A 12,787-nucleotide genomic window follows, 5' to 3' on the forward strand; every position below is an offset into this window, starting at 1 on the left:
GAGGTAGCCATGAAGCAGCTGTTCATCCATTGCTCGCCCAAAGATACACAATCGGCACTCCTGGAGAACGGACGATTGACGGAATTCAGCGTGGAACGCTCGGAAGGCTCAACGCTCGTCGGCAATATTTACAAAGGGCGGGTCGTGAACGTGCTGCCCGGCATGCAGGCCGCTTTCGTCGACATCGGCCTGTCCAAGAACGCTTTTCTATACGTGGACGATGTGCTTCACCCGCATCTGGACAAACAGCCGAAGGACAAGCCGCAGATCGCCGAGCTGCTGAAGCCCGGGGACGAGCTGGTCGTGCAGATGATGAAGGAGCCGCTCGGCGGCAAGGGAGCGCGGGTGACGACCCATTACTCCTTGCCGGGCCGGTGGCTGGTCTATATGCCTAATGCGGATTATATCGGCATCTCGAAGAAGATTGAGCTGGAGCAGGAACGGACCCGCCTTCGGCTCCTGGCCGAGGAGCTGAGACGACCGGGAGAGGGCGTTATTCTGCGTACGAACGCTGAAGGCGAAGGACCGGAATCGCTGGCGGAGGATCTGTCCTCGCTTCGGGCGACATGGACCGGTGTCCAAGCGAGAGGGAGGCACGCGGCTGCGCCTGCGGAGCTTCATCGCGATATCGGCCTCGTGCAGCGGATGATCCGCGACGTATTCACGCCGGATACGGAAGAGCTTGTCGTGGACGACGAGAATGCTTGCCGGGAAGCGGCAGCCTATTTGCGCCAGACCGCGCCGGCGCTTGAGAGCCGGCTTCGGCTGTACAAGGAGCAGACGCCGTTGTATGACAAATACGGGATCAGCGAGCAGCTCGACAAGGCATTCCAGCCGCGCATCTGGCTGGCCAGCGGTGGCTACCTCGTATGGGACCGGACGGAAGCGCTGACGGTGATCGACGTGAACACCGGCAAATATACGGGGACGGTCGGCCTCGAGGAGACGGTGTTCCGGACGAACATGGAAGCTGCCGAGGAGATTGCCCGCCTGCTCCGGCTGAGGGACGTGGGCGGCATTGTCATCGTCGACTTCATTGATATGGAGAGCGAGGAGCACCGGCATCGGGTCGTTCAGCAGCTGGAAGCCACGATGAAGATGGACCGAACGAAGAGTCAGGTGCTTGGCTGGACGCGGCTCGGACTGCTGGAGATAACCCGCAAGAAGGCGCGCGCGAACGTCGAGAGTTACTTCTATGAGAATTGCGCGTCCTGCAAGGGACGAGGCAAAATTTATACCCGAATATGATCGGAATTATGAGGTTGTGCTCGCCGCTTCTCTGTGATAGAATACTATGGTGCGTGCAAAGTGTTCATTCAGCGCTGCATGCTACAACCGCACTTTCACGGGTATGGAAGACCTTTGCTGCCTAAGCTTCAAGCGCAGGCGCTCGGCACCCGACGAGGCGAGTCTTAGACATAAGGAGGTGCACACACATGTACGCAATTATCGAGACTGGCGGCAAGCAGTACAAAGTTCAAGCGGGCGACGTTCTGTTCATCGAGAAGCTCTCCGCTAACGTTGGCGACAGCGTCACGTTCGACAAGGTCCTGGCGGTATCTTCCGACAAGGGCTTCGTAACGGGAGCTCCGCTCGTAGCCGGCGCATCCGTAACGGCAAAGGTCGAGAAGCACGTTAAAGGCGAGAAGGTCATCGTCTTCAAGTATAAGCCGAAGAAGAACGAGCGCAAGAAGCAAGGCCACCGTCAACCGTACACGAAGGTGACGATCGAGAGCATCAAGGCATAAGAGGTCTGCCGAGATGGTTACGATAACGATCATTCGTGGACTAGACGGGAGGATCCGGCGATTCGCCGTTTCCGGACATGCGAGGTACGCCGATCCCGGCAAGGACATCGTCTGCGCCGGCGTCTCGGCCGTCACGATAGGCGCCGTGAACGCCATTGAGAAGCTGACGGGACTTGTTCCCGAAGCCAAGATGGAATCCGGCTGGCTGTCGGCTATCGCGCCGGAGACCGAAGATCCGGCAAGAGACGGTCAAGTGCAGCTTCTGCTGGAAGGCATGATCGCCGCTCTTGAATCCATCGTGGATGAATACGGCAAGTTCGTGAGAATAAAGGAACGCATCAACTAAAGAAGGAGGTTGGCATCCATGTTGAAATTAAATCTTCAGTTGTTCGCTTCGAAGAAGGGCGTAGGCTCCACGAAGAACGGACGCGACAGCCATTCGAAGCGCCTCGGCGCGAAGCGCGCTGACGGCCAAGCCGTACGCGGCGGCACGATCCTCGTTCGTCAACGCGGCACGAAGATCCATCCGGGCACGAACGTCGGCATCGGCAAAGACGATACGCTGTTCGCGCTGACGGAAGGCGTCGTGAAGTTCGAGCGTTGGGGACGCGATCGCAAGAAAGTGAGCGTGTATCCGGCTGCGCAAGCGCCTGTAGCGGCGACTGTCGAAGGCTAATACGACGACACACCCCAGAACCCCGGCCATCACGTGAGGCCGGGGTTTTTTGCTTGACTAATTGATAGGCTAATCATGTGTGTGGAGGAACTTATTTCCTGGTTATCGGACGATTGGGTTAACAGGTCGTTCGATATCCATGCTATACTTAACCAATAAGAGATTAAGCGTCCGGGATGCGTTTGAGAGCATACTGCATGCAGATTCAACTGCCAATCGGTCCCAGAAGGAAACGGAGAAGTCATCATTATGTCGAGAAAATCGATGGTATGGGCTGTCTCGGCGGCGGTATCGCTCTTGATTCCGGCGGCGGGGATATTCGTCTGGCGCGAGCAGTGGTGGCCGCTGGCATTGTTCGTCTTGTGGACGGCAATAGGAGCAGCGTCCGTCATGTTGGCGGAACGCCGGTACGAGCGGCAGTATCACAACCGAATGATCGACCAGATGCATGTATCCGCTCTGGAGACACTCAGCCAGCATCGGCACGACTGGATGAATGAGATGCAGATATTGTATGGATACCTAAGGCTCGGCAAACCCGATAAAGCGATCGCCGTTGTGGAAAGAATAAGAGCGAAGATGGAGCAGGACAGCCGGATCTCCCGACTGGGCGTGCCGCGGCTGGCTGCTTACTTGCTCTCATTCTCCGCGGCTAAAGACGCCATGCGTCTGGAGATCGAAGTGGAGGAAGGGTTCGGCGTTCGAAGCGATGGACCTTACGCAGAACGGTTGACGGCGGCCGTCATCGGATTGGTGAATGCAGTGCGCATTCGCGCGGCTTCCCCTGCGGAGGAGGAGAACGTGCTTCGGCTGAACTTCCGTTCCGATGAGCGGAAGGTGTTGCTGTCCATGACATACGAAGGCAAGCTGACGGCGATGGGCGGGCTCAGAGCCGATATCGAGCGGCTGCTAAGCGGCTTCGGGCAACTGTCCGAGACGGAGCAGACAGCAGAATTGGCGGCGGAGCACCGCCGGCTCGTCGTCGCCTTTCCACGTGAAGAGAGAGCCGTGTAACGGCTGAACGGAGTGAACTCATCATGTTTGTAGACAAAGCGAAAATTTACGTGAAGGGCGGCGACGGCGGCGATGGCCTGGTTGCGTTCCGGCGGGAGCTGTATGTCCCCGAAGGCGGTCCCGCCGGCGGCGACGGCGGCAAAGGCGGAGACGTGATCTTCCGCGTCGACGAAGGGCTTCGGACGCTGATGGACTTCCGCTACCAGAAGCACTTCAAGGCGCCGCGCGGCGAGAAGGGGCGCAACAAGACGCAGCATGGGGCCAATGCGGAGGACATGATCGTTCGCGTGCCGCCGGGCACCATCGTCTATGACGACGATACCGGCGAGATGCTGGCCGATTTGACCCGCCACGGCCAAGAGGTGGTCATCGCGAAGGGCGGGCGCGGCGGCCGCGGCAATACGCGGTTCAAGAGCCCGGCGAACACGGCTCCGGCCATCGCCGAGAACGGCGAAGAAGGCCAGGAACGCTGGGTGACGCTGGAGCTGAAGGTGATGGCGGACGTCGGCCTCGTTGGCTTCCCAAGCGTCGGCAAGTCGACGCTGCTGTCCGTCGTGTCGGCGGCGCAGCCGAAGATAGGCGCGTACCACTTCACGACGATCACGCCGAACCTGGGCGTCGTGAAGGTGGACGAAGAGCGCAGCTTCGTCATGGCAGACTTGCCGGGCCTTATCGAAGGCGCGCATACCGGCGTCGGCCTCGGGCATGAATTCCTTCGCCACGTGGAGCGCACGCGGGTTATCGTCCATGTCGTGGACATGTCCGGCATGGAAGGACGCGACCCGTTCGACGATTGGGAGAAGATCAACGACGAGCTGCGGCTCTACAACGTCAAGCTGGCGGAGCGGCCGCAGATCGTCGCGGCGAACAAGATGGATATGCCGGAATCGGAGGAGAATCTGGCCAGCTTCCGCGAGAAGATCGCAGCATTGCGTCCGGATATCGAGATTATGGCGATCTCCTCGCTGACCCGGCAAGGCATCTCGGAGCTTCTCTTCCGCGTGGCGGATGTGCTCGATTCGCTGCCGGATCCTTCGGAGGTTCCGGAAGAGGAAGCGCAAGAAGAAGAGCATGTCGTCTATCGGATGGAGGAACGTCCGTCCGATAACGACTTCCGGATTACTCGCGACAATGAGGTGTACGTCGTCGAGGGCGAGTCCATTGAGAAGCTGCTAAGACGCACGCAGTTCGCTTCGCACGAAGCGGTGCTGCGGTTCGGCCGCATCCTGCGCAATATCGGCGTCGATGCCGAGCTGCGCAAGCGCGGCGCCAGAGACGGCGATACGATCCGCATCGGGGACTTCGAATTCGAATTCTTCGAAGGCGGGGCGGACGATTACTTGTTCGACGACCGCTGAGTACCGCTGAGCGCCGCTGAACATGTCGTTGAGCCGCATGACGAAGAGAGAACCAACCGTTCGAGCGCGGTTGGTTCTTTTGTTTGCGGTAATTTATATGCGGGAATAAGCCGAAAGACGTCATTTTCACGCGTCAAACCTATTGCCGCCGGCTTATCAATCCGATATAATGTCCACTATATACAAACATTCGTCTATCTTGGGAGGACGGAAGATGGTTGAACGCTACTACGTCGTCCGAGAGGATCTGCTGCCGGAAGGCATTCTCAAGACCGAGCTGGCCAAAGAGCTGCTCCGGAGGGGAGAAGCTTCTACGGTTCACGAGGCGGCAGAGCGGGTCGGGCTTAGCCGCAGCGCTTTTTACAAGTACAAGGATGGCGTCTATCCATTGGAGCAGATGACGCGAGAGCGGATCGCGACGTTGTCCATGGATCTGGAGCATCGCTCCGGCGTGTTGTCGCAAGTGCTCGGAACGCTGGCGCAGAGCGGCGGCAACGTGCTCACCATGTCTCAGTCGATCCCGCTGCAAGGAATGGCTAACGTCGTCGTTACTTTGGATATTGCCGGATTAACCGGATCGCTGACCGAGCTGGTCGACCAATTGAAAGCGATGGACGGCGTCAAGAGAACGACTGTCGTCGGGCGGAGCTAATGGGGGAGGAATTGTACAGATGAAGCCGGTGAAAGTAGGATTGTTCGGTCTCGGAACCGTCGGAACAGGCGTCGTCCGGATCGTCGAAGGGCACCAAGAGGATCTGCAGAGCCAGGTCGGCTCCCCGATCGCGATCTCCAAGATTCTCGTGAAGGATCGCAGCAAGGCGCGCAGCATCCACATCGATTCATCCAAGCTGACGGAGGATCCATGGGAGATCGTGCGCGATCCGGAGATCGACGTCATCGTCGAAGTGATGGGCGGCATTGGGAATACGAAGGAGTATATTCTGGAGGCGCTGGAGCGGGGCAAGCATATCGTCACCGCCAACAAGGATCTGATGGCGCTGCACGGACAGGAGATACTGGCCAAGGCAAGCGAGAAGGGCTGCGATGTCTTCTACGAAGCGAGCGTCGCCGGCGGCATCCCGATCATCCGGACGCTCATTGAAGGCTTCTCCTCCGATCGGATTACCAAGATCATGGGGATCGTCAACGGCACGACAAACTATATCCTGACGAAAATGAGCCAGGAAGGCGCCGCCTACGAGGACGTCTTGAAGGAAGCGCAGGCGCTTGGCTACGCCGAAGCGGATCCGACGTCGGACGTCGAGGGGCTTGACGCCGCGCGCAAGATGACGATTCTGGCGACGCTCGGCTTCCGCGCCAAGGTTGCGCTGGAGGACGTCGACGTCAAGGGTATCAGCTCCGTCAGCCAACAGGACATCCGCTACGCGCAGCAGCTCGGGTATGAAGTGAAGCTGCTTGGCATCGCGGAACGGCAAGACGACTGTATCAGCATCAGCGTGCAGCCGACGATGGTGAAGAAGAGCCACCCGATCGCTGCGGTATCCGGCGTATTCAACGCTGTGTATGTTTACGGCGAAGCGGTGGGAGAGACGATGTTCTACGGCCCGGGCGCAGGCGAGATGCCGACGGCGACGTCCGTCGTCTCGGACCTCGTCGCGGTCGTCAAGAATTCGAAGCTCGGCGTGAACGGCCGCCAGGCGTCGCTCTCTTACAAGGAGAAGAGGCTGAAGACCGACGAGCAGATCGCGTCGCGATTCTTCCTGCTGCTGCACGTGGAGGACCGCTCCGGCGTGCTCGCGCAGATCGCGCAAGTCTTCTCCCGTCATGAGATGAGCATCGAATCGGTCATGCAGCCGGCGATGCCGGATCAGAACGTCGTGGAGCTGCTTATTACGACCCATATGGCGAGCAAAGCCACTCTGAACCGGGCGCTAGCGGAATTCGAAGGACTGCCGGCAATCCGCCGTATCAAGAGCGTCTACCGGTTAGAAAGCTGAGGAGCAGAGCACATGAAGACGGAGACAGACATGTTGCTTAAGAAGCCGGCCGTTCTGCGGGACCGGGTGGTTGCGCGGACACCGGCGAGCACTGCCAACCTGGGGCCGGGCTTCGATTCGCTCGGCATGGCGCTGCCGCTGTTCGGATGGGTCGATCTCAAGCCGTCCACGCCGGAAGAGGGGACGACAGTCACCTTGCTGGGCGATTCCTTGGACGGCCTGCCGACGGATAAGTCCAATCTCGTGTACGAGGTGGCGCAGATGGTGTTCGCGCGCGCAGGCGTCGAGTTGCCGGAGCTGCATATCGCGATTCGAAGCGACATTCCGCTGACGCGGGGGCTTGGCAGCAGTGCGTCCGCTATCGTCGGCGCACTGGTTGCCGCTAACGCGCTTATCGGCGAGCCGTTAACGCGAGACGAGCTGTTCCAGCTGGCAAGCGAGCTGGAGAATCATCCCGACAACGTCGGCGCCTCGATCTTCGGCGGCATCGTCGCCGCCGCCTGGGACGGCGAGCGGGCGGAGGCGGTGCGGCTTGATCCGCCGGCGGGCTTGACGGCGCTCGTCGTCGTTCCGGCGTTCGAGCTGGCGACGAAGAAGGCGCGCGGCGTGCTGCCGGCAAGCGTCTCGATGGCGGACGCGGTGTTCAACGTCAGCCACAGCTCGCTGCTCACCGCCGCTCTGGCGGCGGGTCAATTCGGCGTGCTGCGCCGGGCGATGCGCGATCGGCTGCACCAGCCTTACCGGGCGCCGCTGATCCCCGGCATGGAGACGATTCTGCGCGAAGCGGGCGACCACGGCGCGCTTGGCGCCGTGCTGTCCGGCGCGGGGCCGACGCTGCTGCTTCTGGCGGAGGAGAGCTGCGACCGGGAGCGGGTGGAACGCTTCGTCGCCAGCGTAATGGCGGCCGAAGGCATCGACGTAACGACGCGCTGGATGAAGCCGTGGTCTGTCGGAGCGGAAGCAGTCGCAATAGCCGCTGGCCAGCCGGACTTTGCCCTCGAGCCCGACTTGGTGCTTGCGGCGCAGGCAGGGGAGGTGGGCGCGTGAGCAAGCTGCCGACAGCGGCTGTACTGCCGAGAGGGACGTTCTCGGACGAGGCGGCGCACTATTTTTTCCAAGGCGTACCGGTTGAACTGAAGTATCAGAAGATGATTGCCGACGTGTTCAAGTCGACAGACCGCGGCGACACGGACTGGAGCGTCGTGCCGATCGAGAATACGATCGACGGCTCTGTCAGCCTGCACATGGATTGGCTCGTGCATGAGGTCGACCTGCCGATCCGCGCGGAATGGGTGTTCCCGGCGGTGCAGAATTTGGTCGGGCGCAGATCCGAGCTTGCCGGCCCCGATAGCGCGAGCGATGCCGGGGGCTGGGATCCGCAGAAGATTACGAAGGTGCTCAGCCATCCAGTCGCCATGGCGCAGTGCTATGAGTTCCTCCGCGCCCGTCTGCCGCACGCCGAGCTGGAGACGTTGGGAAGCACCGCGGAGGCGATCCGTTCGGTGCACGAGAACCCGGGACGCGGCTGGGTCGCGATCGGGACGCGGACGGCGGCGATGAACTTCGGGCTCGACGTGCTTGAGGAGAGCGTGACCGACCACGACAACAACTACACGAGGTTCCTGCTCGTCGGCAGCAAGCCGTTCGACAAGCCGGGAGCGGCGACGCACAAGACAAGCATTCTGATCACGCCGCCGGAGGACTATCCGGGCGCGCTGCATCAAGTGCTGTCGGCCTTCTCGTGGAGACGGATCAACCTGTCGAAGATCGAATCGCGTCCAACGAAGAAGAAGCTCGGGACGTACTACTTCTTTATCGATATCGAGATGTCGCTTGACACGGTGCTGCTTCCTGCGGCTATCGCGGAGATCGAAGCGATCGGCTGCCAGGTTCGCATATTGGGTTCATACCCGAGCTATCCTTATGTAGGGTAAATTGCAGGAGGTGCCAGCAGAATGGCGGAGCAATGGATTTATCTGAATGGCGAATACGTCACGAAGGAAAATGCAAAAATCTCCGTATACGATCACGGGTTCTTGTACGGAGACGGAATCTTCGAAGGGATTCGGATCTATGACGGGAACATCTTCCGATGCAAGGAGCACTTGGACCGGCTGTACGATTCCGCCAAGTCCATCATGCTGGACATCCCGCTCTCGTACGAAGAGATGCAGGCGGCTCTCGTCGAGACACTTCGCAAGAACGGGCTTCGCAGCGGTTATATCCGCCTCGTCGTCTCGCGCGGCCCGGGCAATTTGGGCCTCGATCCGACGCGCTGCCCGGCGGCGTTCGTCATCATCATCGTCGAAGAGCTGGCGATCTATCCGGAGGAGGCATACCGCGAGGGACTGCGCTCTGTGTCGGTCAGCCCGCGCCGCAACTTGCCGGACGCGCTTAATCCGAAGATCAAATCGCTGAACTATCTGAACAACATTCTGGTTAAGATCCAGTCCAATCTCGCGGGCGTCGGCGAAGCGATCATGCTGAACTCGCAGGGCTACGTGGCGGAGGGGTCGAGCGACAACATTTTTATCGTCAAAAAGGGTGTTGTCTTCACGCCTCCATGCTACATCGGCGCTCTGGAGGGCATTACGCGCGGCGCGATCATGGACTTGTGCGATCGGCTCGGCTACAAGCTGAAGGAAGAGCCTTTCACGCTGCATGACGTATATACGGCGGATGAAGTGTTCTTCACCGGCACCGCCGCCGAGGTTATCGCTGTCCGCGAGGTGGATGGGCGCGTCATCGGATCGGGCAAGGCGGGACCTGTCACGACGCATCTGCTGCAGGAGTTCCGCAAGATCGTCACGGTCGAGGGCGTGCGGGTATTCGAGCCTTAAGGGCGGGCCCTCAGACCGTCGAGAACTTTTCGACAGCATAACGGAACGTGATTCCGTTATTGGCGAGCTGCAGTGCGATCTCCACGAAGTAACGGAACAGCGTTCCGTTATTTCCGCGTTTCAGGGGGGCTGCTCGAACGAATGCCGAGAATAAAGGAACAGCGTTCCTCTATTGCATTTACGAGCAAGTATTTGCGGCCAGATAGCGGAACCAGCTTCCGTTATGGCATGAAACTGCATGGGCTTTAGGCGTTGTCTCTTCGGAGACGGCGCCTTTTTTGGCGTTTGCAGCGGAGTTGCCGAGGGAAGGGGTGGATTTTTTGACTTACGGATGTCATTTGCCTACCTCCTGCATAGGATGTAATTGATTGTGTGAGGGCATTCGCCCGCACGTGAACATGAGCGATCAGGAGGGAATGGCTTGAAGATCCATGTGGTCAAGAAGGGAGATTCGTTGTATGCGATCGCCCAGAAGTACAGCATCTCCCTGGAGGAATTGCTTCAGGCGAATCCGGAAATCACCAATCCGGACGTCATCGACGTAGGGATGAAGGTCAAGATTCCGATGCCCGCTATGCCGGCTTACGAAGTCATGCATCAACATAAGGTGCAGCAAGGCGATACGTTGTGGAAGCTGTCGAAGGCGTGGGGAATCCCGTTGGAGACGATGATCAAGGCCAATCCCCAGTTGAAAAATCCGAACGCGCTGCTGACGGGAGAGATGGTCAATATCCCGAAGCTGGCGTCTGCCGGCGCGACGGAAGGACCTTCGGCTGCGGCGATCCATGGGCAAGTGATCGAAGGCGTGGGCGGTTGGACGCCGCCGGCCGGCAAGGCGAACACGGCTGTCATGCCGGGAATGGGCGAGACGCCGGTCGCGATGCCCGAGATGGGCAAAGGTACTGGCGTGAAGCCGGGTACGGAAGTGAAGCCGATGCCGCTGCCTGCTCCGGTGCCGGAAGCGCCAGTGGTGCCTGAGATTCCGGCGCCAGCGCCTGAGGTTCACTTGCCCCCGATCAATATTCATTATGAGCATATCGATCTGTTCAAGCAGTATCCGGTGCCGGCTGTTGAAGCCGCAGCTCCGATTCAGGAGCAACATGTGGTTCACCATCATCATGGCTATGGTCACTACGGGCATCATGGGCATGGGTATGGACATGAAGGCTACGGTCATGGATATGGACACGGGTACGGATACGGTCAATCCCCGGCGGCGGTTGGCGGACTCGAAGGCGCATTCCCGACCGAAGAGTTGGCGCAGAGCTATGTGACGCCTGACGGTGGCACCGGCTGGACCTATTCGGAGCCGGCTGGCGAAGCGGTGAGCCCTGCGGCTGACGCGGGTTATGGACACGGGTACGGCAAGAAGCTGACAGCCCCGTTCGCAGCTCCGGCTCCGACGATGGCGTCGCCGGCAGCGATGGGGCCAGCCCCGGTGACTCCGGCGCAGGTATGGCCAGCATATACGAGCGGCTGTCATACCTGCACCGGGACGCCGATGTGGCATAACCCTTGGACGGCGGCTCCGGCGCCGGCATGGCCCGGGTCTATGGTATCCCCTGCGGCAGACGATCCCGATCCCGCGCCGGGAGTCGCTGGCTATGAGGGCTACGGTTATCCTGGAATGAATGCCGGCTCTGTGCCCTATACGGGAATGCCCGGATATCCGGGATCGTTCGCCCCGACGATGACATCTCCGGGTCCGTTCACGGCGTCTTCGGTTAGCCCGACCGGGTTCCCGCTGCAGGGCATGCCGGGAATCGGATCGGGAACAGGTCTCGGCACGGGGCTTGGAAGCGGCACTGGCCTCGGAACGGGTCTCGGCTCTGGCTTAGGCACAGGTCTTGGCGGTGGGCTTGGCGCCGGACTTCCGATGACTGGCGGATTCCCAACGACGGGCGGCTTCCCTGCAACGGGCGGTTTCCCTGCAACTGGCGGTTTCCCTGCAATTGGCGGTTTCCCGACAACTGGCGGCTTCCCCACGACTGGCGGCTTCCCAGCCACTGGCGGATTTCCAGGATTAACGGGCGGCACGACCGGTAATGTAGGCACGACACTCCCTAGCACAATGGGTTATCCGTACGCATCGCTCGGCACGAATCCGAACATGCCGGGCTTCGGACCTCTCGGGCCGATGGGTTCCATGCTGGATGGCACTCGCGAAGCGTCGGATGAAGGAGAGGACTCAGCTCCGGAAGCCGGCATTGCGGCTGCTCCATCCTCGGCCGCTGCTCCGAAGAAGTCCGCTTCCAAAGCGAAAGCCAAGATCAAATCGCGAGCGCCTTCCCGCCCGTCTAAACCAAGACGCAAGCAAAGCCTTCCTTGGGTGAAATGGTAACAAGTACGCATAACGCTGGAATCCCCGGGCAACAATAGAAAAAAAGCAGAGAAGGGGATTCCGGTGTTCGGTTTACGCATCAAGGATATCAAGAAACGGATCAAGCGCAGCCGCAAGCCGGTCTGGTCATTGGGCATGTGGGCGGCTTTACTCGCGGGAGCCGTGCTCTCGGGTACGCTTGTCTCCCATTATTATGTGGACCGTTGGTTCAAGACCGCCCCTCTTAGGGGCGATTCTTTGCCCGTATGGTCGGACAGCCTCCCGGTCTCGTACGATCCCGATACGTCGGAACGGGGGGAGACGCTAGCGGCGATCTCCCGCTGGCAAGGCGAGGTGGAGATTACGCTGCATCGCGCTTATCTGTGCGGAGATGAGACGCGAAGGCTTGGCAAACATACGACGACGGAAGCGATGGACCTGATCAAAGCTCATCGGGAATGGAGCGCGACGTTCGACAAGGACGGGCAAGTCATGATTGAGGAGAGCGTCGACGACCTCTCTCCTGAATGCCGCAAGTCCGCCTATATGGCGATCGACCCGGTCGGCTACTTATCGATCTTTGACGGTCCGCCGCAGAAGAAGAGAGTCATCCGCACCTTTTTCCAACTGGATGTCAAATCACTGGAGAGCAGCTTCTCCAAGGAGCGGCTGAAGGAGATGGCGAATGGCATTCGGGTTAGCGACAAGGATGAGTTCAACAGCGTGCTGTCTACCTTCAGCGAATTCGCGCTGCCAAGGGCGACTGGTGTTCTGAAGCAGGAGAATGCGGGATAGAAGCTTGATTTTTTTCGACAACAGTTGACGAGAATTGGAAAAACCTTTTATAATAAATTATCCAAAAACAGGATATTG

13 protein-coding genes and 1 other annotated feature are annotated in these 12,787 nt (G+C 59.7%); all 13 genes read left to right on the forward strand.

Features of this window, described 5'->3' with window-relative positions; all coding sequences use genetic code 11:
• The first annotated feature begins 9 nt into the window (after nt 1-9).
• The 13 genes from H4Q31_RS09805 to H4Q31_RS21775 all read left to right on the forward strand — a co-directional run bounded on the left by H4Q31_RS09805 (nt 10) and on the right by H4Q31_RS21775 (nt 12,709).
• A complete protein-coding gene (locus H4Q31_RS09805; RefSeq protein WP_185178892.1) occupies nt 10-1,248 on the forward strand; it encodes an Rne/Rng family ribonuclease in 1,239 nt (412 codons plus the stop codon).
• A gap of 75 nt (nt 1,249-1,323) precedes the next feature.
• Nucleotides 1,324-1,423, forward strand: a sequence feature (ribosomal protein L21 leader region).
• 13 nt (nt 1,424-1,436) lie between these two features.
• Nucleotides 1,437-1,748 (forward strand): 50S ribosomal protein L21, encoded by a 312-nt coding sequence (gene rplU, locus H4Q31_RS09810; protein ID WP_185178893.1) that lies wholly within the window; start codon nt 1,437-1,439, stop codon nt 1,746-1,748.
• 13 nt (nt 1,749-1,761) lie between these two features.
• Nucleotides 1,762-2,094 carry a ribosomal-processing cysteine protease Prp gene (locus H4Q31_RS09815; RefSeq protein WP_185178894.1) on the forward strand — a complete coding sequence of 111 codons (333 nt, stop codon included), beginning with the start codon at nt 1,762-1,764 and terminating at the stop codon, nt 2,092-2,094.
• Nucleotides 2,095-2,112: 18 nt separating this feature from the next.
• Nucleotides 2,113-2,424, forward strand: a complete 312-nt coding sequence (gene rpmA / locus H4Q31_RS09820; protein WP_185178895.1) for a 50S ribosomal protein L27 — start codon at nt 2,113-2,115, stop codon at nt 2,422-2,424.
• A gap of 249 nt (nt 2,425-2,673) precedes the next feature.
• The gene (locus H4Q31_RS09825) at nt 2,674-3,438 is read left to right on the forward strand and encodes a Spo0B domain-containing protein (protein WP_185178896.1); all 765 of its coding nucleotides are present in this window, start codon (nt 2,674-2,676) and stop codon (nt 3,436-3,438) included.
• 23 nt (nt 3,439-3,461) lie between these two features.
• A complete protein-coding gene (obgE, locus tag H4Q31_RS09830; RefSeq protein WP_185178897.1) occupies nt 3,462-4,796 on the forward strand; it encodes a GTPase ObgE in 1,335 nt (444 codons plus the stop codon).
• A gap of 214 nt (nt 4,797-5,010) precedes the next feature.
• Nucleotides 5,011-5,448 carry an ACT domain-containing protein gene (locus H4Q31_RS09835; protein ID WP_185178898.1) on the forward strand — a complete coding sequence of 146 codons (438 nt, stop codon included), beginning with the start codon at nt 5,011-5,013 and terminating at the stop codon, nt 5,446-5,448.
• Between the two features lie 19 nt (nt 5,449-5,467).
• Nucleotides 5,468-6,754: a homoserine dehydrogenase gene (locus H4Q31_RS09840; protein WP_185178899.1), complete on the forward strand. Its 1,287-nt coding sequence runs from the start codon at nt 5,468-5,470 to the stop codon at nt 6,752-6,754.
• A 12-nt stretch (nt 6,755-6,766) separates the two neighbouring features.
• On the forward strand, nt 6,767-7,801 hold the full coding sequence (gene thrB / locus H4Q31_RS09845; protein ID WP_245347141.1) for a homoserine kinase: 1,035 nt from the start codon (nt 6,767-6,769) through the stop codon (nt 7,799-7,801).
• Between the two features lie 5 nt (nt 7,802-7,806).
• The gene (gene pheA / locus H4Q31_RS09850) at nt 7,807-8,688 is read left to right on the forward strand and encodes a prephenate dehydratase (protein WP_185178938.1); all 882 of its coding nucleotides are present in this window, start codon (nt 7,807-7,809) and stop codon (nt 8,686-8,688) included.
• 21 nt (nt 8,689-8,709) lie between these two features.
• Entirely contained in the window at nt 8,710-9,594 is an 885-nt protein-coding gene (gene ilvE / locus H4Q31_RS09855) for a branched-chain-amino-acid transaminase (protein WP_185178900.1), read from the forward strand.
• 421 nt (nt 9,595-10,015) lie between these two features.
• Nucleotides 10,016-11,935: a LysM peptidoglycan-binding domain-containing protein gene (locus H4Q31_RS21615; protein WP_245347140.1), complete on the forward strand. Its 1,920-nt coding sequence runs from the start codon at nt 10,016-10,018 to the stop codon at nt 11,933-11,935.
• A 63-nt stretch (nt 11,936-11,998) separates the two neighbouring features.
• Nucleotides 11,999-12,709 (forward strand): BofC C-terminal domain-containing protein, encoded by a 711-nt coding sequence (locus H4Q31_RS21775; protein ID WP_185178901.1) that lies wholly within the window; start codon nt 11,999-12,001, stop codon nt 12,707-12,709.
• Nucleotides 12,710-12,787 lie beyond the last annotated feature (78 nt).

Source organism: Cohnella lubricantis, from assembly GCF_014212015.1.
Taxonomy (GTDB): Bacteria; Bacillota; Bacilli; order Paenibacillales; family Paenibacillaceae; genus Cohnella; species Cohnella lubricantis.